At 69.5% G+C, this 20,574-nt stretch carries 24 protein-coding genes and 2 tRNA genes; 12 read left to right on the forward strand and 14 right to left on the reverse strand.

Annotated features, from left to right (window positions below; genetic code table 11):
- Positions 1-19 precede the first annotated feature (19 nt).
- The 6 genes from JIN95_RS13830 to JIN95_RS13855 form a co-directional block, all read right to left on the reverse strand.
- Complete coding sequence (locus JIN95_RS13830; RefSeq protein WP_095637352.1) at positions 20-739, reverse strand: fumarylacetoacetate hydrolase family protein; 720 nt, start codon at positions 737-739, stop codon at positions 20-22.
- A gap of 54 nt (positions 740-793) precedes the next feature.
- Positions 794-1,303, reverse strand: coding sequence for a hypothetical protein (locus JIN95_RS13835; protein WP_233139128.1), 510 nt, complete (start codon positions 1,301-1,303; stop codon positions 794-796).
- Positions 1,303-1,686: a hypothetical protein gene (locus JIN95_RS13840; protein WP_200531845.1), complete on the reverse strand. Its 384-nt coding sequence runs from the start codon at positions 1,684-1,686 to the stop codon at positions 1,303-1,305. The genes JIN95_RS13835 and JIN95_RS13840 overlap by 1 nt, the downstream gene beginning before the upstream one ends.
- Positions 1,683-1,970, reverse strand: coding sequence for a ubiquitin-like small modifier protein 1 (locus tag JIN95_RS13845; protein WP_095637350.1), 288 nt, complete (start codon positions 1,968-1,970; stop codon positions 1,683-1,685). Before JIN95_RS13845 ends, JIN95_RS13840 begins: the two co-directional genes overlap by 4 nt.
- A gap of 61 nt (positions 1,971-2,031) precedes the next feature.
- The gene (locus JIN95_RS13850; protein ID WP_095637349.1) at positions 2,032-2,415 is read right to left on the reverse strand and encodes a hypothetical protein; all 384 of its coding nucleotides are present in this window, start codon (positions 2,413-2,415) and stop codon (positions 2,032-2,034) included.
- A 111-nt stretch (positions 2,416-2,526) separates the two neighbouring features.
- Positions 2,527-3,525 (reverse strand): phosphate uptake regulator PhoU, encoded by a 999-nt coding sequence (locus JIN95_RS13855; protein WP_200531846.1) that lies wholly within the window; start codon positions 3,523-3,525, stop codon positions 2,527-2,529.
- Positions 3,526-3,876: 351 nt separating this feature from the next.
- Between JIN95_RS13855 and JIN95_RS13860 the strand changes: the two genes are divergently transcribed.
- The 3 genes from JIN95_RS13860 (at position 3,877) to JIN95_RS13870 (ending at position 6,377) form a co-directional block, all read left to right on the forward strand.
- Positions 3,877-3,987, forward strand: a tRNA-Glu gene (locus JIN95_RS13860).
- Between the two features lie 122 nt (positions 3,988-4,109).
- Positions 4,110-5,345, forward strand: a complete 1,236-nt coding sequence (locus tag JIN95_RS13865) for a cystathionine gamma-synthase (RefSeq protein WP_200531847.1) — start codon at positions 4,110-4,112, stop codon at positions 5,343-5,345.
- 84 nt (positions 5,346-5,429) lie between these two features.
- A complete protein-coding gene (locus tag JIN95_RS13870) occupies positions 5,430-6,377 on the forward strand; it encodes a D-2-hydroxyacid dehydrogenase (RefSeq protein WP_200531848.1) in 948 nt (315 codons plus the stop codon).
- 69 nt (positions 6,378-6,446) lie between these two features.
- Here the strand turns inward: JIN95_RS13870 and JIN95_RS13875 are convergent, their stop codons facing one another.
- Together JIN95_RS13875 and JIN95_RS13880 are read right to left on the reverse strand one after the other, a co-directional pair.
- Positions 6,447-6,812, reverse strand: a complete 366-nt coding sequence (locus JIN95_RS13875; RefSeq protein ID WP_200531849.1) for a hypothetical protein — start codon at positions 6,810-6,812, stop codon at positions 6,447-6,449.
- 87 nt (positions 6,813-6,899) lie between these two features.
- Positions 6,900-7,466, reverse strand: coding sequence for a peptidylprolyl isomerase (locus tag JIN95_RS13880; RefSeq protein WP_095637344.1), 567 nt, complete (start codon positions 7,464-7,466; stop codon positions 6,900-6,902).
- 134 nt (positions 7,467-7,600) lie between these two features.
- On the opposite strand from JIN95_RS13880, the gene JIN95_RS13885 reads away from it, so the two are divergent.
- The 3 genes from JIN95_RS13885 (at position 7,601) to truA (ending at position 9,330) form a co-directional block, all read left to right on the forward strand.
- The gene (locus tag JIN95_RS13885; protein WP_095637343.1) at positions 7,601-7,801 is read left to right on the forward strand and encodes a DUF1427 family protein; all 201 of its coding nucleotides are present in this window, start codon (positions 7,601-7,603) and stop codon (positions 7,799-7,801) included.
- 108 nt (positions 7,802-7,909) lie between these two features.
- Entirely contained in the window at positions 7,910-8,401 is a 492-nt protein-coding gene (locus JIN95_RS13890) for a universal stress protein (RefSeq protein ID WP_200531850.1), read from the forward strand.
- Positions 8,398-9,330 (forward strand): tRNA pseudouridine(38-40) synthase TruA, encoded by a 933-nt coding sequence (gene truA, locus JIN95_RS13895; protein WP_200531851.1) that lies wholly within the window; start codon positions 8,398-8,400, stop codon positions 9,328-9,330. The genes JIN95_RS13890 and truA overlap by 4 nt, the downstream gene beginning before the upstream one ends.
- A gap of 12 nt (positions 9,331-9,342) precedes the next feature.
- On the opposite strand, the gene JIN95_RS13900 is transcribed toward truA, so the two are convergent.
- Positions 9,343-9,876 carry an Rrf2 family transcriptional regulator gene (locus JIN95_RS13900; protein ID WP_200531852.1) on the reverse strand — a complete coding sequence of 178 codons (534 nt, stop codon included), beginning with the start codon at positions 9,874-9,876 and terminating at the stop codon, positions 9,343-9,345.
- 493 nt (positions 9,877-10,369) lie between these two features.
- Here JIN95_RS13900 and JIN95_RS13905 point away from each other — a divergent pair, with 493 nt between their 5' ends.
- Complete coding sequence (locus JIN95_RS13905) at positions 10,370-11,299, forward strand: NAD+ synthase (protein ID WP_200531853.1); 930 nt, start codon at positions 10,370-10,372, stop codon at positions 11,297-11,299.
- A 1-nt stretch (position 11,300) separates the two neighbouring features.
- On the opposite strand, the gene JIN95_RS13910 is transcribed toward JIN95_RS13905, so the two are convergent.
- Positions 11,301-12,746 (reverse strand): M28 family metallopeptidase, encoded by a 1,446-nt coding sequence (locus JIN95_RS13910; RefSeq protein ID WP_200531854.1) that lies wholly within the window; start codon positions 12,744-12,746, stop codon positions 11,301-11,303.
- Between the two features lie 91 nt (positions 12,747-12,837).
- Between JIN95_RS13910 and JIN95_RS13915 the strand changes: the two genes are divergently transcribed.
- A tRNA-Gly gene (locus JIN95_RS13915) sits at positions 12,838-12,908 on the forward strand.
- Positions 12,909-13,178: 270 nt separating this feature from the next.
- Here JIN95_RS13915 and JIN95_RS13920 read toward each other — a convergent pair.
- Positions 13,179-13,613, reverse strand: a complete 435-nt coding sequence (locus tag JIN95_RS13920) for a hypothetical protein (RefSeq protein ID WP_200531855.1) — start codon at positions 13,611-13,613, stop codon at positions 13,179-13,181.
- 169 nt (positions 13,614-13,782) lie between these two features.
- Between JIN95_RS13920 and JIN95_RS13925 the strand changes: the two genes are divergently transcribed.
- A complete protein-coding gene (locus JIN95_RS13925; RefSeq protein ID WP_200530629.1) occupies positions 13,783-15,117 on the forward strand; it encodes an IS4-like element ISH30 family transposase in 1,335 nt (444 codons plus the stop codon).
- 222 nt (positions 15,118-15,339) lie between these two features.
- Here JIN95_RS13925 and JIN95_RS13930 read toward each other — a convergent pair whose 3' ends face one another.
- Positions 15,340-16,884 (reverse strand): KaiC domain-containing protein, encoded by a 1,545-nt coding sequence (locus JIN95_RS13930; RefSeq protein WP_200531856.1) that lies wholly within the window; start codon positions 16,882-16,884, stop codon positions 15,340-15,342.
- Between the two features lie 121 nt (positions 16,885-17,005).
- Here JIN95_RS13930 and JIN95_RS13935 point away from each other — a divergent pair, with 121 nt between their 5' ends.
- The 3 genes from JIN95_RS13935 to JIN95_RS13945 all read left to right on the forward strand — a co-directional run bounded on the left by JIN95_RS13935 (position 17,006) and on the right by JIN95_RS13945 (position 19,222).
- The gene (locus JIN95_RS13935; protein ID WP_200531857.1) at positions 17,006-17,833 is read left to right on the forward strand and encodes an NAD(+)/NADH kinase; all 828 of its coding nucleotides are present in this window, start codon (positions 17,006-17,008) and stop codon (positions 17,831-17,833) included.
- A gap of 126 nt (positions 17,834-17,959) precedes the next feature.
- Positions 17,960-18,487, forward strand: a complete 528-nt coding sequence (locus JIN95_RS13940) for a hypothetical protein (RefSeq protein WP_200531858.1) — start codon at positions 17,960-17,962, stop codon at positions 18,485-18,487.
- A 57-nt stretch (positions 18,488-18,544) separates the two neighbouring features.
- Entirely contained in the window at positions 18,545-19,222 is a 678-nt protein-coding gene (locus JIN95_RS13945) for a VTT domain-containing protein (protein ID WP_200531859.1), read from the forward strand.
- 284 nt (positions 19,223-19,506) lie between these two features.
- On the opposite strand, the gene JIN95_RS13950 is transcribed toward JIN95_RS13945, so the two are convergent.
- Positions 19,507-20,241 carry a DUF4382 domain-containing protein gene (locus tag JIN95_RS13950; protein ID WP_095637332.1) on the reverse strand — a complete coding sequence of 245 codons (735 nt, stop codon included), beginning with the start codon at positions 20,239-20,241 and terminating at the stop codon, positions 19,507-19,509.
- A gap of 1 nt (position 20,242) precedes the next feature.
- Positions 20,243-20,542: a hypothetical protein gene (locus JIN95_RS13955; RefSeq protein WP_095637331.1), complete on the reverse strand. Its 300-nt coding sequence runs from the start codon at positions 20,540-20,542 to the stop codon at positions 20,243-20,245.
- Between the last annotated feature and the right edge of the window lie 32 nt (positions 20,543-20,574).

Below are 20,574 nucleotides of genomic sequence, written 5' to 3' on the forward strand. Positions count from 1 at the left end.
TTCTGAAAACCGCTCTCGGCTACTCCCCGTCGACGACCGGGTTCGACAGCGTCCCGACACCCTCGTAGGTGATCTCCACGCGTTCGCCGGGCTCGACGAGCCCCGGGTTCGCCGGGCTCCCGAAGGCGATGCAGTCGCCCGGCTCGAAGGTGAACCGCTTCGAGAGATACGAGACGATCTCGTGGGGCCCGAACAGCATGAGCTCGGTGTTCGCGTCCTGTCGCTGCTCCCCGCCGACGGTCGTCGAGATGTCGAGGTTCGTCGGGTCAACGTCGGTCTCGATCCACGGGCCCAGCGGCGCGGAGCCGTCGAACGCCTTGCGCGCGGTCCGTCCCTGCTGGTCTAAGGCGTCCACGTCGTTCATGACGGTGTACCCGCGGACGACCTCGGGCACGTCTTCTGGGTCGACGTTCCGACACCGCTCGTCGATGACGGCCACCAGCTCGCCGGCGTAGGTCAGCTCGTCGGTCCACTCGGGGTACCGGACCGGCTCGCCGTGCGCGAGCAGGCTCGCGGGCGGCTTGATGAAGAAGTCGGGCTCCTCAGGTCGTTCGTACTCCATCTGGTCGAGCGTCTCCGCGTAGTTCCGGCCGACGCAGTAGAGCGCGCTCGGGTCACAGGGCGGGAGGAGCCGCCCGTCGCAGCCGACCTCGTACCGGCCGTCCTCGGCGATCACGGTCCCGTCCTCGTAGCGCCCCGAAACCGGTCCGTCCGGCGTGAGCAGGCGAGCGAGTCGCATGCCGGCACGTCTGCGCGCGGCGTCGAAAAGGCGTCGGTGGCCGCAAGCGAGCCGTCACTCCTCGTCGCGACGATCCGGGTTTCCGGGGGTCCCATCCGGGGCTCCGGGAGTCCCGATCACGACGCCGGACCGGATCTCCAGTGCCGTCTCGAACTCCGCCCGCCGGTCGTCGTCGCCGGCGCGTTCGACCGCGGCCTCGTGGGCCCGGGCGACCGCGTCGCGCTCGCGGTCCGAGAGAGCCAGCCGGTCGGCGATCCCCTCCCAGTGGTCGGGCTCGACGAGGAACGTCTCGCGGTCCGGCTCCGCCGCGATCCGCTCGTAGCGGCGGCGGTACTCGTCGATCCGCGGACCGAGATCTGCCTGCACCCGAGCGAGGAGGTCGGGGAGACGCTCGGCGGGAACGCTCGCGAGCGCCGCCGTCTTCACGAGGGCGGTCCCGTCGATCGGATACGGGCCGGGGGATCCGGAGCCGTCGGGGTCGGGGCCGTCGGCGGCCTCGGGGTCGGCACCGTCGGAGCCCTCGCCCTCGGAGCGATCGTCGGCGGGGGCGTCGCCGTCCGTCATCACCCGCCGGCGCGCATCGCCTTCTGCCGGTATCTGGGGAGCAGCTCCGCGAGCGCCTCGGGGTCGCCCGCGAACGAGGCGGTCACCTCGGTGAGCGAGATAGCCCCGGTGGCCTGCACCTTCTCCGCGCTGAGCGCGACGCGCCACCCGTCGCCGTCCACGCGGGTCGCCTCCGCCGGGTCGTCGGTGCCGACGAGCTCGCCGCCGAGGTTGACGAGGTAGTGGGCCGCGAGGCGCCGCGAGATGCCCCGGTACTTCACCTCCTCGCGTTCCCAGCCGTCTTCGGCTGGCGGGAGATCGACGTCGCCGTCGAGCGCTCCGTCGTTCGCGTCCTCGGCGTCGCTCTCGCGTCCCGCGTCAGTCTCGCGTCCCGCGTCAGTCATGTCTCGCACCCGCCGGCGACCGGCGGGAACACGGAGACCCGGTCGCCGTCGTCGAGCGGGGTGTCGAGCCCGTCGAGGTGGAGCACCTCGCGGCCGTTCTTCAGGACGCTGATCTGCGGCGCGAGGTCCCCGTCGACGATCAGGCGTCCGTTCATCCCCTCGTACTCCGCCTCCAGGTCTCGCAACACGTCGCCGACGGTCGATCCGTCCGCGAACTCCGCAATGACGGTCTTTCCTCCGGCGGCCTCGCGGAACGTCGCGAAGAACCGCAGTTCGAGTTCCATACGTGTGCATCGGGCCGGGGCGGCTTAAAAACGGGCGCCGGCGGCGGAGCCGTCGGACCGGTTACAAGTCCGACAGCCGGATCCCGTCTTCGACGAGCCGGAAGTTCCGCTCGCGGTCCAGCTCGCCGCCGAGCCACTCGTGTTCGTAGAGCTGGCCGATGAGCTCCACGTAGAGGTTCCGCCACGCGATGGCGTAGATCGGCGACTGGCCCCACGCGCGCAGCTCCGGGACGAACTCGTGGTACGTGCTCGCCTGCGCCTCCATGCGCTCGACGGCGTCGGCCACGACCTCGGCCGCCTCCGCGGGCTCCGCGTCCGCGATCTCGTCGTTCAGCCGGGACTGGATCCCGGCGATCGCGCGCCGCATGTCCTGCTCGGCGGTGCCGTCCTCCTCGGGCAGCGACTCGACGACGCCCCTCGGCACGCCGAGTTCGATCTCTGGCATACCGATCCGTCCGACGGCGACGCCCAAAAAACCCGCTTCCCCGGCGATTCGACCGACGGTCTTCGGCGATCGGGACGCGTCAGTTCACCGTGTCGGCTCGGAGTCGAGCGGTCACGGCGTCGGCGCGGCCTTCTGGAGCGCCGTCTCCGCGACGTTGCCGCCGTAGTCGGCCGAGCGGAGCACGGAGTCAACCACCAGCCCGAGGAGCTGCGCGCGAGTGGGGTCCAGCTCCCGGAGCAGCTCGTCGATGGCGCGCACCCGCTCGTCGATCGCCCGGACGCCGGTTCGCGCCTCGTTCGCGAGGGCGGTCGCCTCCTCGCTGCCGTCCGCGAACAGCGCGTCCATCGCGGTGTCTATCACCTCGACCGCGTCGCCGTAGAGCTCGTTGACCGCCTCGACCACGTCGTCGGGCAGCGGCTCCTCGATGCTCAGCGTCAGGTGCGCGATCTTCGTCGCGTGGTCGCCGATCCGTTCGAGCTGGCGGGCGCTGGAGTGGTAGTCGAAACACTCCTCCCGGGGGAGCCCGAGCTCTTCGGCCGCCTTCGGCGTCCGGAGCGTCGCCCGGAAGATCCGGGAGACGACGAGCCAGAGCCGGTCGAGGTCGTCGTCCCGCCCGATCACGTCGCGCGCGAGGTCGTGGTCGCGCTCGGAGAGCGCCGCGATGGCGTCCTCCAGCATCGACAGCGAGATCAGCCGCATCCGCGTGACCGCGTTGTGAATGGACAGCTCCGAGGAGTCGAGCAAGTCCTGCACGACCACGCGGTCGCGGGTCTCCTCTAACACCTCCAGCCCGACGAGGCTCTGGACCGACTCGCGCACCGTCGACCGCTGCTCGGTGGTGATCTCGGCGCCTTCGAGTTCGATCACGTCGAACCCGCTGACGTACATCGTCGTCACGGCGCGGGTGAGCGCCTGTCCCGTCAGATCCGAGATGTCGAGCGTCCCGCGGGTGCGTTCCTCCTCGGAGTGCGGCGTGAGGAACAGCGAGTCACCGTCGGGGTGGAACTCGATCTCGGTTCCCGCCTCGACGTCGTTGTCGGTCGCCCACGTCTTCGGAATCGAGACCGTGTACGTCGAACCGCCGGTGACTTGCACCTTCCTCGTCTCCATATCCCGATGTGGTCCTCCGTCTCCCTTAAATTTACCTGAAATATATACTCTCCTATAAATGCCTCTAAGAGCCGATATACTCGGATTTATAGGACTACCCAGATCTACATCCTCGAGAAATACAGATTAATTGTTATTGGTCTATATTTTATATAGCACTATATACCATATCCGAAATGCGATCGAGAGCCCGAATTCGGAGGCGAGTCAGGGCCGAAGCCGGAACCGAAGCGAGGGCTGAAGCCGCCGCCCGACTCCGGTCCGAACCGGACGACGAGGACCCTGCCGACGCCTCCCACGGTGCCGCGAGTTAAGAAGAGTTAAATCGGATGCGGCACAACCCGAAATTGCGCTCGGTTGGTGTAGTCCGGCCAATCATGTTGGCCTTTCGGCAGACGCGGCGCACCGACGCGCCGGTTTGGAAGACAGCCGACGACCAGGGTTCAAATCCCTGACCGAGCACTTCTCTCAGTCCCGCTCCGCCAGCGGCCGCGCTCGTCGTTCGCTCCCCTCACCCCTCTCCCCTCACTCCTCCCGCACCTCGGAAGGGAAAGAATCACTCCCCTCGGCGACGACCGTCCGGTATGAGCGACCCATCCGCCACCGGCGAGGACGACGACACCCGCGACGGCGACCGCTCCCGCAACGGGGACGATTCCCGCGACGACGACCGACGCTTCGAGACCCGCGCGATCCACGCCGGGCAGGAGCCCGACCCGGAGACCGGCGCGCTGATGACGCCGATCCACGCGAACTCCACGTATCAGCAGGACGGGCCGGGCGAACACCGCGGCTACGAGTACAGCCGGACGGGGAACCCGACGCGGACCGACCTCGAATCGAACCTGGCCTCGCTGGAGTCGGGGAGCCACGCGCGCTGTTTCGCCTCCGGGATGGCCGCCATAAACACCGTCCTGAACCTGCTGGAGGCGGGCGACCACGTCGTCGCCGGCGACGACGTGTACGGGGGGACCCACCGCATCCTCACGCAGGTGTACGAGCAGTACGACCTCGAGACCACGTTCGTCGACACGAGGGACCACGACGCGGTCCGGGACGCGATGCGCGAGGAGACGGAGCTCGTGTGGGTCGAGACGCCGACGAACCCCCTGTTGAACGTCAACGACATCGGCGCGCTCGCCGACATCGCCCACGCGAACGACGCGCTCTGCGCGGTCGACAACACGTTCGCGACCCCGTACCTCCAGCGCCCGCTCGAACACGGCGCCGACATCGTCTCCCAGTCGCTGACGAAGTACCTCGGCGGCCACTCCGACACCATCGGCGGCGCGCTGATCGTCGACGACGCCGAGCTCGACGAGCGGCTCGGCTTCTACCAGAACTCGGTCGGCGCGACGCCCGGCCCGTTCGACTCCTTCCTCGTGTTGCGCGGGACGAAGACGCTCTCCGTCCGGATGGACCGCCACTGCGAGAACGCGATGGAGCTGGCGGCGTGGCTGGCGGACCACGACGACGTGAGCCGCGTCTACTACCCGGGCTTAGAGAGCCACCCGGACCACGAGCTCGCGGCCGAGCAGATGGACGCGTTCGGGGGCATGCTCTCCTTCGAGTTCGACGGCACCCTCGATCAGGCGTCGACGGTCGTCGGCGAGACCGAGGTGTTCACGCTCGCGGAGTCGCTCGGCGGCGTCGAGAGCCTGATCGAGCAGCCGGCCGCGATGACCCATGCCGCGATCCCGCGCGAGGAGCGGCTCGCTGCCGGCCTCACTGACGGGCTCATCCGGGTCTCGGTGGGGATCGAGCACGTCGACGACATGAAGGCCGACCTCCAGCGGGCGTTCGACGCGGCGCTCGAGTAGGCCGGGACCGACTGCGGACGAGCGGATCCGGCACCGGTCGCCGGACGGGCATCCTTTTTATCCGTTGCGCCGAGTCTCCCCGCCATGAGCGACCCAGACATCGTCGTGTTGCGGCAGACGATCCACGGCTCGGACGGCTCGGCGCTGGCCGAGGCGATCCGCGAGCGACTCCCCGACCGATCGGTCGCGCTGGCGCGGACGCCGGCCGAGGAGCGCGAGCTGCTCGAGACCGCGCGGATCGCGGTCGGGCTCGACATCGACGAGGAGCTGCTGGCCGCCGCCGAAAACCTGGAGCTGTTCGCGTGCGTGTTCGCCGGCACGGGGCACCTCCCCCGCGACGTGCTCGCGGACCACGGCGTCGCCCTGACGAACGCCTCGGGGGTCCACCGACCGAACATCTCCGAGCACGTCATCGGGTCGATGATCACCCACGCCCGCCAGTGGCCGCGCGCGCACCGCCAGCAGGAGCGCCGGGAGTGGCGGAGCTACGAGACGACCGAGGTGTACGGCTCGACCGTCGCCGTCGTCGGGCTCGGCGCGATCGGCGAGGCCGTCGTCGACCGGCTGGAGCCCTTCGACGTCGACACCACCGGGGTCCGCTACTCGCCCGAGAAGGGCGGGCCGACCGACGAGGTGTACGGGTTCGACGAGTTCCACGACGCGGTCGCGGACGCCGAGTACGTGGTGCTCGCGTGTCCGCTGACGGAGACGACCCGTGGGCTCGTCGACGCCGACGCGCTCCGGACCATGCGGGCGGACGCGGTGCTCGTCAACATCGCGCGCGGGCCGGTCGTCGACACGGACGCGCTCGTCTCGGCGCTCCGGAACAGCCGCATCCGCGGGGCCGCGCTCGACGTGACCGACCCCGAGCCGCTCCCCGAGGACCACCCGCTGTGGGGGCTCGGGAGCGTCACGATCACGCCGCACAACGCCGGCCACACCCCGCACTACTACGAGCGCGTCGCCGACATCCTCGCGGAGAACGTCGGCCGGCTCGACGGCGGCGAGGAGCTCGAGAACCGGGTCGTGTGAAACCGGGTCGTGTGAGCGGGCGGCCGGAATGCGTGGGGGGTGCTTATAAACAGGAGTGGCGCAAAGGCGTCACTCGCTATCTTCTGTCTCTCCGGCCGTCGCCCGTTCGATCGGGAATATCGTCGTGTCGGGCGCGTCGAACGGACCGTCCGCGCCCGTGAGCCACGCGGAGAGGTAGACGGCGCAGGCCGCGATGACGGCGAGCGGCAGTTGGAAGGTGAACACGCCGTAGACGACCGTCACGACGACGGTGGCCCGGACGAGCGTCCGCCGATTGGTACCGCCGTAGTACACGAGCGCCGCGACGACGAGGGCGGAGAGCCCGATTCCCGCGCCGCGGAGGAGTTGCTGTTGAAGGACGACCGCGTACAGGAAGACGGCGATACCGATCAGAACTAATCCCGCCGCGATGGCGGTGCGTTTGCTGGAGGGCATCCGACTCGCACATCAGCGATCACGGACTTAAAAGTGTGCTCACCGCCTCGGAGGATCGTTCGCGGGCGTCGACCGCGGGTCTCCGTCCTACTCGTCGACGGTGACCTGCTCGATCTCGACCGTGTCGCGGGGCTCGTCCTGTCGGTCGGTCGGAACGGAGCCGATCTCCTCGACGACGTCCATCCCGTCGATGACCTGCCCGAAGACGGCGTGTTTGCCGTCGAGGTGGGGCGTGGCGTCCAGCGTGATGAAGAACTGCGAGCCGTTCGTGTTCGGGCCGGAGTTCGCCATCGAGAGGATGCCCGGGCCGTCGTGAGTGAGGTCGTCGTGGAACTCGTCGTCGAACTGGTAGCCGGGGCCGCCGCGACCGGACTCCTGCGGGTCGCCGCCCTGGATCATGAAGCCCTCGATGACGCGGTGGAAGACGTTGCCCTCGTACAGCGAGTCGCCGCGGACCTCGCCGGATTCGGGGTCCTCCCAGGTGTTGGTGTCGCGGGCCGGCTCGGCGTCCGCGGCGGGGTCGTGACGCGCGAGTCCGAGGAAGTTCTCGACCGTCTTCGGCGCGCGGTCGGCGAACAGCTCGACGACGACGTCGCCGTGGTTCGTGTGGAGCGTCACCTGCGGGTTGTCGGGGTTGGAAACCTCTCGTGCCATGTCCCCGTGGAGGGGCGCCCGTCTGAAAACCCTGCCCATCCGCGCCGTGCCGGCCGGCGGCCGGGGTCCACCTCGACGTCGACGGACCGGCCCGTAACGTCGGCCTTATGAGTCGACGTCGCCGACCCGCCGACATGAGTTCCACGCCCGTGCTGACGGTCGCGGCCCTGATCGTCGGCCTCACGGTCGGCGCGCTGTTCGCCTTCCTCCGCGTCCCGATCCCCGCCCCGCCCGAACTCCCCGGCGTGGTGGCGATCGTCGGGATCTACCTCGGCTTCAAGCTGGTCGGCTACGCCGGCGTCGGCTTCGACCTGCTCGACGCGCTCGGGCTGTAGGGGGCCGCCTCCGTGAGCGACCGCCTCCGTGAGCGACCGCCTCCGCGGACGGTCCTCTCGGACACGACGGCCGGTACCGTTTTCCACCCGGCGGGCGGACCGTCACGTATGTACGACGACATCCTCCTCCCCGTGGCGCCGGGCGGGAAGGGGAACGACGCGATCCCGCACGCGGAGAGCCTCGCGGAGCGGTACGACGCGACCGTCCACGTCGTCTCCGCGATCGACACGGTCGCGCAGACGCTGCGCGGCCCGCAGGCCGGCGCGTTCGCGGAGCGCGTCGAAGACGCGGCCGAGGAGCGGGTCGAGACCGTGACGGCGGAGCTGGAGTCGGCGGGCGTCGACGTGGTGGGCAGCGTCGTCCGCGGCGAGCCCGTCGACGTCATCGAGAACGCGATCGACGACGTGGGCGCCGACATCGTCGTGATGCCGAGCCACGCGCGCTCCGGCCTCCAGCGGGTCCTGCTCGGGAGCGTCACCGAGAAGGTGGTGCGCGTCTCGCCCGTCCCGGTCGTCACGGTGCCGATGGCCGACGATGATGCGGAAGAAGCGGAGGACGGAGAGGCCGCGGACGCGGGCGACGGCCCCGACCCGGAGTGACCGACGGCCCGACGGCGACCCGCGCGTTCCGGGTCGCGTACGACGGCCGCGAGTACGCCGGCTTCCAGCGCCAGCCGCACGCGACGACCGTCGAGGGCACGCTCCTGCGGGCGCTCGCCGAACACGGAATCGTCGACCGCGGCGACGGCCCGACGCACGCGACGCCGCCGGGGTACGCCGCCGCGGGGCGGACCGACGCCGGCGTCTCCGCGGTCGCGCAGACGGTCGCGTTCGCGGCGCCAGAGTGGCTCACGCCGCGCGCGTTCAACGGCCACCTCCCCGGTTCGGTGCGCGTGTGGGCGGCCGCCGACGTGCCGGACGGGCTCCACGCGACCCACGACGCGGTCCGGCGGACCTACCGCTATCACCTGTACGCGCCCGTCCGCGACGCGGACGGGAGTCGCGACCGCGCCGGCCGCGGCGATAGCTCCGGCCGTCGCGACGCGGACCCCGACCATGCCGTCGACGACGACCGCGTCCGCGAGGCGCTCGCGCGGCTCTCGGGCGAGCACGACTTCCACAACCTGACGAGCGACGAGACCGGGACCGTCCGCGACCTCTCCGCGACTGCGACCCGGGCGGGCGACCTCCTCGTCGTCGAGGTGAGCGCCGACGGGTTCCCGCGGGCGCTCGTGCGCCGGCTGGTCGCCGCCGTCCGCGCGGTCGGGCGCGGAACGGCCGACCACTGCTTAATCGACCGGCTGCTCGACGCCGAACCGGTCCCCGGCGAACTCGGGATCGGTCCCGCGCCGCCGGAGCCTTTGGTGCTCTGGGACGTGGCCTACGAGGGCGTCTCGTTCGCGGTCGACGGCGAGGCCGCCGAAAGCGCCCGCGTCGCCTTCGGAGAGCGGTACCGCGACGCCAGACACGCCGCCGCGGCGACGGGCGCGATCCGGGACCGGATCGCGGGGACCGATACGACCGGATAACGGCCGACCGCGCTACGCCGCCCGCTCTTTGCCCGGAGTCTCCATCCCCTCCACCCGGACCAACAGCGTGTTGCCGTCGACGTGGGTCGCGTCGACGACCCCCGAGAGTCGGAGCCCCGCGCCGGGGGTCGGACCCACGGTCACGCGGTCGCCGGCGTCGAAGGTGCCGACCGGCCCGCGGATCACGAGCTCCGCCCGACACAGCTCGGGATTGGCGACGCTCGAGAGGTCGATCTCCTCGACGTTGACACCCTCGACCGGGTCGCCCTCGCGCTCGACCGGGGTGCTGGCGGCGCCGTCCATGCGCTCCATGTCGAGCGTCTCGTAGGCCGCGTCAGTCGGGACGTACCCGCCGTGGGGCCCGGCGACGCCCTCGACTAACCCGATGTCGCGCAGGCTCTGCATTCGGTTCCGGACGGTACCGGCGTTCCGGTCGATCGACTCGGCGATCCGCCTGCCGGACACCGGACGGTCGGCGTTCTCGGAGAGGTTCACGAGCGCGGTGAGCACCCGTCTCTGACTCGTCGTGAGCTGGATCGACGACATGGACAAATCGAGTGAATCTGTCTGTATAAGTGTTGGGTTATTTTCTCCTTATATTGTTTATCCAGACAGAGAATAGCGATTAAAGTTCAGTATATGGTCCCAATTAGAGATATATGTATGCGTCTGTTTCATACGATATCTTTACAAGAATATGTTGCCAGATTCTACATCTATTTCCCAAAAATGTTGATTGTAAATGTACAAATCGTGTTTAGGCTTGGTGTTCTGGATGCAATATGGGGAAGACCTTAAACAAACACTACCGTGAGTATTTACCCGTTCGTTCGGAAGCGGCAGGCGAACATGAGCTTTCGAGACGACGCCCGCACGCGTTTGCGGCGGGTTCGAACCGTGACGGTCGATCGAACTCTCCGCAGTCCCCGCAGTCCCCGCGAACCGCACGCTTCTCGGGGATCACCTCCACGCCGAGCGGCTCCGAACCGATCGCCGCCACACCGATCGGTTCAGAAACCGCCGTTCGGAGGGCCGGCCGATGGGTGACCGCCGGTCGAGCGCGTTCGAGCCGGGAGCGATCCCCGATCGATCCGCGGCCGCGGCGTCGACCGGAGACGACTCGTCCGACCGCGTCGCGACCGCCGACTCCGGCGCCCTCGACCCGTCCGACGCTCCGGACCCGGCCGCGGAACGGGAGCGGATCCGGACGTTTCTCGCCGACGAGGTCGCGGCCGCGAACGCGGCGGGGCTGGTCGTCAACATGAGCGGCGGTCTGGACTCCACGGTCACGGCGGCGCTGGCGGTGGAGGCGCTCGGCGCCGACCGCGTGTACGGGCTGATCCTCCCCTGCAACAAGATCGGGGCGCCCCACGCCCGCGACGCGGAAGCGCTCGCGGACGCGCTCGGGATCGACCACGACACGGTGCACCTCCAGCCACTGTTCGCGCAGTTCGGCGCGGTCGCGCCCGACCGGTTCGACCTCCACGACGAGCCGGTCCGCTCCGGGAACGCGATCGCGCGGCTCCGGATGGCGATGGCGTATCTGGCCGCGAACGCGACGGACCGACTCGTCTGCGGGACGACCAACCGGAGCGAGCGCCTCCTCGGCTACGTCACGAAACACGGCGACGGCGCGGCCGACCTGCTCCCGCTCGGGCACCTGTACAAGACCGAGGTCCGCGCGCTCGCCGCGGAGCTCGACGTGCCCGAGTTCGTCGTCGAGAAGCCGCCGACCGCGGGCTTTCTCCCCGGCCAGCGCGACGCCGACGACCTCGGGGCCTCGTACGAGGCGATCGACGCCGTGTTGCGGCTCGGCGTCGACCGCGGGCTCGACGCCGAGGCGGTCGCCGAGCGGCTGACGGGCGACGTTGACGTCTCGGAGGAGACCGTCGCCGACCTGCTCGCGCGCCACCGCGCCACGGCGCACAAGCGCACGACGCCGCCGATGCCGGCGGGCCGAGGAAACTGACCTACTCCCACCCGGCCGGCCAGAGGTCGGCCGCGCGCATGCCCGTCTCGAAGTCGGCCTCTCTGAACGCCGCGACGAGGTCGTCGCGGTCGAGCCGGGGGGCGTCGCGCTCCGGGGCCGCGAACTCGGCGACGAGCAGCGCCGTGAGCATCGCGTGCTCCCGGACGTTTCGGTCGTCGACCTTGTCGAGGGTGTCCGCGTGGGTGTGCCCCCATCCCCGCCCGCGGTCGCCGGAGTCGCTGTGGAGCTGGAGGGCGGGCACCCCGCGCCGGACGAACGGCCACTGGTCGGAGAACGGGTGCGGCTCCGCGTCGACCGCGATCGGTTGGTTCGTCGCCGTCGACACCGCTTCCGCGACAGACGCCGCGGTCTCGGAGGCGTGCGCCAGCGCCACCAGGTCGCGGAACCGCCCCGCGCCGTCGACGTTGACCACGCCCTTGACCCGGTCGAGGTCGAGCCGCTCGGCCAGCCGCTCCGCGCCGAGGAGCCCGACCTCCTCCGCGCCGACCGCGACCACGTCGACGCCGATCGGGAGGTCCGCCTCGGTCAGGATCGCCGCCGCGGTCGCGACGGTCGCGATCCCGCAGCCGTTGTCGAGCGCGCCCTCCGCGATGTCGTGGGCGTCGTAGTGCGCGACGAGGAGGAGCCGCTCGTCGGTGTCCGGACCCGCGCGACCGATCACGTTCCGGCTCTCGCCCGGTTCGGTCGTCGCCGTCACCGACAGCTCGGCCTGCGCGACGGAGCGCGATTCGGCGGTCTCCCCGTTCCCGCCGCCCCCGCCGACCGCGTACTCCCGGAGCCACGCGCCGGTCTCCTTCGAGACGCCGACGGCGACCGCGTCGGCCTCCCGGCCGAACGTCAGCGACCCCGTGGGCGGGAGCTGGCCGTCAAGGTGGTTGACGAAGACGAAGCCGACCGCGCCCGCGTCGATCGCGTAGCCGAACTTCTCCATCCGGTGGACGAACCGGCCGCCCTCCGGCGTCGTCGTCGACGCGACCGCGATCCGGCCCTCGACGTCCCGCTCGTCGATCTCGGCGGGCGTCCCGTATCCCACGTCGACGAGCGCGCCGTCGACGCTCCCCTCGGGCGAGTACGGGAGCGCGAGCGCCTCGAACTCGCGGGTCGCCGCCGCGCCGTCGCGTCCGGGCGCCGTCACCCGGAGCGTCGCGTCCCCGCGCTCCCACGCGTCCATCTCGAACGGTCGCGTCTCGATCCCCGAGAGCCCTGCCCGCTCGAATGCGTCGGCGACGATCGCGGCGGCCCGGCGTTCCCCCTCGCTGCCGGCCATCCGGCTCCCAATCGCGGTGAGGTCGGTGAGGAAGCGCTGCGGTCCGCCGTCGGTCCAGGTCCGGCCGAGCGCCGGCGCGAGCTCGGCGCGTCGCTCGCGGACGCGCTCGACGGCCGCCGGATCGACCGACACGTCCGTCTCGTTCGGCTGTGAGTGCATGGGGTGGAGTCCGCCGGCGGCGGGTTAAGCGTGTGGCTCGCGGCACCGGAAACGCTACGTTCAAGTGGGAAGGTCGGATACTGCCGAGTGAGCACCGTTGGTCCAGTGGTAGGACATTAGCTTCCCAAGCTAATAGCCCGGGTTCAATTCCCGGACGGTGCATTTCTCGAACGTAGTGAGAGAAATCACCGGACGGAATTGAACCCTATCAGTCACGCGCAGCGAACGCAGTGAGCGAGCACGTCTGATTTTGGTTCAATTCCCGGACGGTGCACTTCCGACTGACTCCGTCAGTCGACGTTTGCCTCGCTTCGCTCGGCAAACTCCCTCCGGTCGTGTACCGTCCGTTGTCACGCTCGCTTCGCTCGCGTGACTCCCGGACGGTGCATTTCTCGAACGTAGTGAGAGAAATCACCCGACTGTAGTACCCTCTCACTCGCCTCGCGCGACCATCGCCCGACGGATGCCGTACTCCACGCCGCCAGCGATCAGCGCCACCCCGACCACCGCGACCCACCCGATCAGGTACCACCCGAACGGCGTCGGGCCGACCGGAGTCGGGATCGTCTCCGGCGCGACGTACACCGACCACGTCCCGTACGTCGACGCGACGAGCGCGAGGGCGACCGCGATCGACGGGGCGACGAGCCGGTGTTCGACGAAGAGCGCGGCCGGGAGCGCCCCGAGCGACAGGGCGCCGACGGCGACGTAGACGAGGAACGGGTTGCGACCGAACGAGAGATCGAACCACTCGGTGAGCGCAGCGACGACGATCAGGTGAGCGAGACCGGCGAGCAGGCCGATCCCGACTGCTCGACGAGATGGGAAGAGCGAGGAGGAGGAGAGGGGGGCGTTCTCGGGAGACACGGGCGTTCGTTGCTCAGTCCGACTCTTAAAAGTCCGCCGCGCGGGCCCGTTCGTCGGCGGGTTCAGAAGATGTTCGCCTGCCCGTACACCATCCGTTGTAGTTTAACTCCTCGTGCCAGCACCGTCTGCTGATCTGAATACCGTTGGAACTACTTGTCAGAGAAACCCGGTGGCTGCTGTGAGTTACGAACCACCGGATTCAGTGATTGTCGACCGGATCAAAAGAGCGTTTCCCTCTGATGAGTTGCGCGAGCGCGCTCGCGCAACGAATCTCATCCAACGAGAGCGCAAGTTCGACACTGTCGCGTTGTTCTACACCCTCTCACTGGGTTTCGCTGCTGGATCAGATCGCTCTATTCAGGCATTTCTCGAACGGTTCGTCGAAATGGCTGACTGTGACGAACTCGCTTATCCAACCTTCCACGGCTGGTTTTCACCCGCGTTCGTTGCACTCCTGCGAGAGATTCTCGATGACGCCATCGAGAATCTCGAACCGGGACAAACCGACCTCAGCGGACGTCTCGAACGCTTTCGAGACGTCCTCATTGTTGACGCCTCTATCGTCTCACTCTACCAAGACGCTACAGACGTCTACGCAGCGACTGGCGAAGATCAAGCTGGCGTGAAGCTCCACCTCACAGAATCACTCTCAACCGGACTTCCTACGCGGTTTCAAACGACTGACGCCAAAACGCAGGAACGGAGCCAGCTACCCACCGGCGAGTGGGTAGCTGGCGCACTCGTCTTACTCGATCTCGGCTTCTACGACTTCTGGTTGTTCGACCGTATCGATCAAAACGACGGCTGGTTCGTCTCACGGGTCAAAGATGACGCGAACTTCGAGATCGTCGAAGAGCTTCGCACATGGCGGGGAAACAGTATTCCACTCGAAGGCGAGTCGCTGCAGGACGTCCTCGACGACCTGCAGCGACAGGCGATCGACGCTCGGATCACCCTCTCATTCGACCGCAAGCGAGGGTCGGGCGTCAGCACGACCCGAACGTTCCGACTCGTCGGTGTGCTCAACGAGGACAGCGGTGAGTACCATCTCTACCTAACGAATCTTGCCAGAGACAACTACCACGCGCCCGATATCGCACAGCTCTATCGGGCGCGCTGGGAGATTGAGCTGCTGTTCAAGGAACTCAAATCGCGCTTCGGTCTTGATGAGATCAATACGACGGATCCCTACATTATTGAAGCGCTGATCATCGTAGCGGCGCTCTCGCTGCTGATGAGCCGCGTTATTGTGGATGAACTCCGCAAATTAGACGCAAAGCGGCAGGGAAGCGACGACGACGCAGCGGCGTCGTCGACGCGTCTCCCACGCCGTCGGTGTTCTCACGCGCTCGAACGTCACGCACACTTGGTCCAACTGTACCTGATGCTAGATCTGGGGTATGAACTGCCAGATCTCGACGAATTGCTGTTGTGGTCGTCACGGGATCCAAATCCACATCGAGCAAGATTACGTGAGCAGGTTGAGTCAGGCGAGTTCTGGTAGAAACTCGCCTGACAAGCCGGTCAGCTCAGACGTTGGTAGTAGTGACAGCTCTGGATCGGCGACGCACTCACCGGAGTGAGTGCGCCGCCTTCAGAGAGTGACACAGATCTCATCATCCGAGACAGAAGAACATCCGTTCAGTTCTCCGATCACACTTCATCAGCGATTGGACTCAACACCGTCTTGGTCAACTATCCGCACAAACACCGCCTCAACGCGCCGCTAAACTACAACGGATGGCCCGTACACAGAGATGCCGGTGTCGGTGATCTCGTACGGCTTCGACTGCCGGGAGTGGTTCGCGTCGCGGATCTTCTGGATCTCGACGGCGAGGCGCGTCTCCCGGAAGTCGGTGCCGCGGATGTACTGGAGTACGAACACCGCGTCGGTGAGGTACTCGACGATCCCGTGCCTGGAGGCGAAGGGGTTCCGCTCGCTCGCCTCGGAGGTGAGCAGGGTGGTGACGCCCGCCTCCTTCAGCGACCGGGTGAACCCGAACACCTCCGAGCGGCGCTTCGCCGGGTGGTCGTACATCATCTCGAGGAGGGAGACGGAGTCGAGCACCAGCCGGTCCGCGTCGAACTCGGCGATGAGCCGGACAAGGTCGTTCCGGATCGACGCCAGCGAGTTCGCCATCTCGATCGGGTCGATGGCGACCACCGCGAGCCGGTCCTCGTCGGCGTGCTCGCGGAACGACCACCCCTTCTCCTCGGCCGTCGCGAGGATCGACTCGCGGGTCTGTTCGAGGGTGATGTACACCCCCTTCCGGTCGGATTCGAGCGCCTCGTTGAGGAACTGGAGGGCAAACGTCGTCTTCCCGGTCCCGGCGCCGCCGATGACCGACAAAAGCGAGCGACGCGGGACCCCGCCGAGGATCATCTCGTCGAGCCCCTCGATCCCGACGTCGGTGCGCTCGATGGACGACTCGAAGTCGTCGGGGTCGGCGTCGAACTCCGGCGACGGGTCGCCGCCCTCCCCGCCGAACTCGCCGAACCCCGCGTCGTTCGGGCCTCCAGATCCGCCCGGGGCGTCCCCCCGATATCCGCCGAAGGGGTCCGCCGATCCGCCCGCCGGTCCGCCGCCGGTCTGTCCGCCGCCCGGTCCGCCGCCGGTCTGTCCGCCGCCCGGTCCACCGCCGGTCGGTCCGCCGCCCGGGGCGCTCCCGCCGCCGCCGAACGGGTCGTCCTCGCCGAACGATCCGCCGCCGAAACCCCCGCCTAGGTCGGTCGGTTCCGCGGCCTCGCCCGCCGCCGATCCGCCGCCGAACGGGTCGTCCTCGCCGAACGATCCGCCGCCGAACCCCTCGCCGGGCGGCTCGTCTTCGGACGGGCCGCCGCCGAACGGATCGCCTTCCGATTCGTCGCCGCCGAACGCGTCGCTATCCAAGTCGTCGCCGTCGAAAGCGCCCGCGTCGGAATCGTCCGCGTCGAAATCGCCCCCATCCGAGTCGCCATCACCGAACCCCTCATCGCCGAAATTACCCTCGGCGAGGTCACCGGGGGCGTCTCGCTCGGGGTCCCGCTCGCCCTCGCGGATCCCGCCGAACGGGTCGCTCCCGCGCTCGTCGTCGCGCTCGCCGGCTCCCTCGGATTCGGAGGCCCCGCTGTCCGGCCCTTCGTCCGGGGCCTCGCCATCCGGTGCCTCGTCTCCCGCTTCGGCGTCTCCTCTCGCCCCGTCGCTATCGTCCGTCTCCCCGTCGTCGACCGCGTCGCTGTCCGCGTCGATGTCCCGCAGCGCGCGCTCGAACCAGTCGTCCTCCTCGCTCATGGTTCCGGTCGGCCGTGGGGGGTCGACATGGTTCCCGCAAGGCGGGCGGGCGGCTTGAAACTTTCCGGAACCGCGGTCCGATGTCCGCATCCTTTTGTCGGGCGGCGAGAATCGGTGGCGCATGGAGGTCGGAATCGTGGCGCGGAAGGGGAGCGAGCGCGCGGTCGCCGTCGCCGAGGAGTTGCGCGACGCGGTCGCCGGCGCCGGGGCGTCGGTCTGGCTCGACGCGGAGACCGCCGACGCCCTCGACGAGCCGGATGCCGGTCGCCCGGTCGACGCGCTCACCGACTGCGACCTCGCGGTCGCGGTCGGCGGCGACGGGACGTTCCTCTTCGTCGCGCGCAACGCCGGCGACACCCCGATCGTGGGCGTCAACCTCGGAGAGGTCGGCTTCCTCAACGCCGTTCCGCCGGAAGACGCCGCGGCGGCCGTCCTCTCGGAGGTCGAGGCGTTCGACCGTGGGGAGATGGACGTGCGGGAGGCCCCGCGGCTCGCCGCCCGGGCCGACGGGTGGACCTCCGTCCCCGCCGCCAACGAGGTCGTGATCCAGGGCGGCCGGCGGGGTCCGGGCGCCGGGATCGACTACGAGGTGCGCGTGGACGGGAGCCGGTACGCGGGCGGGCACGCCGACGGGGTCCTCGTCGCGACGCCGACCGGCTCGACCGCGTACAACCTCTCCGAGGGCGGCCCGCTCGTTCATCCCGCCGTGAGCGGGCTCGTCGTCAACGAGATGGTCGCCGACGAGGGGATGCCCCCGCTCGTGGTCGACGCCGACGCGACCGTGACCGTCGCGGTGGAGGGGGTCGAGGAGGCCGTCGTCGCCAGCGACGGCCGGAACACGACGACGCTCCCCGCTCCGACCGAGGTGACCGTCGAACGCACGACTCCGCCGATGCGGATCGCGGGGCCTCCCTCCGACTTCTTCGAGGCGCTCGGGAAGCTGTCGTGAGTCGGAGAACGCGAGAGACGGGCCACGCGAGGCCGTTCGGCGTCCCGTCCCCGAGTTCCCGCGTCCCACTTCGATCCCCCGATCGACTCGCAACCTTCAACCGCCGGCCGGCCGCATCCCTCGGCCATGGCGCTTCCGATCGGTCTGACCCCGTTCGCGAACCAGTCGCGGACCGCCCACGCCGGCGTCCTCGTCGGGGGCGCGCTCGCGTGCCTGCTCGGCTACGTCGGCGCGGCCGCCCTCCTGTTCGAACTCGGCGCTCTCGATCACGGCGCGCCGGACGGGCCCCGGCGGGTTGCGTCGGCGGTCGCGTCGCTGGCCTGCTGGGGGTTCTACGCCGCCGCGTTCGCCCGGGGCAAGGGCGGGCCGGTGACGGACGCGCTCGTCTCCCCGGTCGCGACCGTGGCGGTCGTCCCGACCGCGTTCCGATGGGTCGCGTTCGGGCCGGCGTGGGGCGTGTTCCGTGATCGGATCGCCCGCTTTCTCTTTCGGCCGGGACTGTTCGTCGACGCCGCCGTCTTGATCCTCCCCGGGGTCGTCTTCGCGGTCGGCCTGCTCGCGCTCTGGGCGAGCCGCCTCGACGAGGCCGCGATCGAGGCGTGGCAGCGGGAGCACCTCTCCGCGGCGTTCCGTCGGGAGTTCCTCGAGGAGTGAGACCGGGGCGGGGCCGACTCCACAAAGCGTTTATCGCCCGAGAGAGCACGGGCGTTCGTGAATCGCCGAACCGGAATCGTCGGGTACGCGCTCGCGGGCGTCGCGTTGGCCGCGTTCGCGGCGGCCGCGTGGGTCGTCTCCCCCGACGCCGTGCTCGGGCCGCTGACGTGGCTCGCCGACGATCCGATCCGGTTCGGCGCCGCGCTGGTCGCGCTGACGGCGGTCCGGCCGTTCCTCGCCTGGCCGACGACGCTGCTCGCGGTGGTCGCCGGCTACGGGTACGGGTGGGTCGGGCTCCCCGTCGGCGTCGCCGCGATGGTCGCGACGGCGCTCCCGCCGTACTGGTTCGCGCGGATCGGACGCACTCGGGCCCGAGAAGGCTCGCGGACGGCCGACCGGCTCTGCGGCGCGGGCGAGCGACTGGCCGACGCTACCGGAGGTGTCCGGGCCGTCACCGCGACGCGGCTGCTGCCGGTCCCCTCTGACGCCGTCTCGGTCGCCGCGGGCGGGTCGGGAATCGGTCTCCGGTCGCTGCTCGTCGGCACGGCCCTCGGCGAGTTGCCGTGGGCGGTCGTCGGCGTCGCGATCGGCGTCTCCGTCACCCGGCTCGCGGCCGGGGGCGTCGCCGCGATCGATCCGACCGTGTTGGTCGCGATGGCCGGCCTCGGAGCGCTGTTGCTCGCCGGGCCGCTGTATCGGACGTTTATAAGAGATCGCGCGTCGCCGACCGCGTGATCGGCGCGAGTGCGGTGTGCGTCTCTCGCGTCGTCTCGGGTCGCTCGCAGCATCTCGCGTCGTCTCGCGTCTTCTCGCTGCGTCACGTCGAACGAAACCCGACCGTCCCGACGCGTCGAACCGCGGCGGGACGATCGAACGGGTCGTGTGCCTCCGACGGGGGACCGACGCGAGCGTGCATTCCCCTGGTCCCCGAATCCCGGGACCGCTCCCAGCCCTGACCCCGAAGCCGCGGTCGGTCGCGGCTTCAACGGGGGACCGAGGGGAACGCGACGCGCCGCCGGCTATCCCGACTCCTCGTCGGTTCCGTCCCCGTCGCCGGAGTCGCCGTCCGTCTCCTCGTAGTCGACTTCGATCCCGCTCGGAACCGGCCGCAGGAGGTACCCGCCGGTGCCGCGTCGGACCGGGGCGAAGTCGGCGGTGAACTCAGTCCGGGTGTTCTCGCGCACCTCGAACTCCGCGTTGAACGTCAGCGGCGCGTTCCCCGGGAGGTCGACTTCGGCCTCGTCGCCGCTTTCGAGGGTGCCGTCGACGTTCGAGACGTCGAGCTGGAGGAACCGGTACGTCCCGACCGACAGCTCTCGCTCGTCGATCAGCTGCGTCTCCCCGTTCTGTAGCTGGACGAGGTCGGCCTCCTGCGCCTCGTCGAACTCGTGGTACTCGCGGCCGGAGGGTTCGCCCTCTTCGCCATCGTCTTCGTCGTCCGCCCCGCTTCCGTCGTCGGTCTCGTTGCCGTCGGCACCGTCATCGCCGTCGTCGGTCGCACTCCCGTCGTCCGTCTGATTCCCCTCCGCGCCGCTCTCGGCGCCCTCGGGACCGAGCCAGATCCCCTCGACGGTGACCACGAGCGATTCGAAGTCGCCGATGTCGGCGGGCTGGTCGGTGACTGCGGTCGCGAGCGTCCCGGTCGCGCGGCCGACGCAGCCGGCGAGGCCGGACGCGCCGAGCGCGGCGGCGCCGGTCGCCTGCAGGTACGTCCGTCGGTCGAGCGCGAGACGGTCGGACGTGCGGTCCGTCACGTTACGCACCCCCGTCGTCGGTCTCGCCGTCCGCGCTCTCGTCCTCACCGGCGCCGTCGCCGGCGATCCCGCTCACGGTCTCGCCGAGGTCGTCGAGCCCGCCGCCGATGAAGTCGTTCACACTACTCAGGATGTCGCCGACGAAGTCGGGTACCTGATCCGGGAGGTCGCTCGGCGGTCCCGCGTCGCCGGACCCATTGTCCGGTCCGGGAGCGGCCGCGACGGCGCCGGCGGCCGCGCCGGTCCCGATCAGTACCACCGTGGCGAGCGCCACGATCAGCGTCGTTCGGATCGCGTTCATGACGGTTCCCGCTCGGACCGCTACCACCTTTA

Source organism: Halorubrum sp. LN27 (assembly GCF_016635065.1).
Lineage (GTDB): Archaea > Halobacteriota > Halobacteria > Halobacteriales > Haloferacaceae > Halorubrum > Halorubrum salipaludis.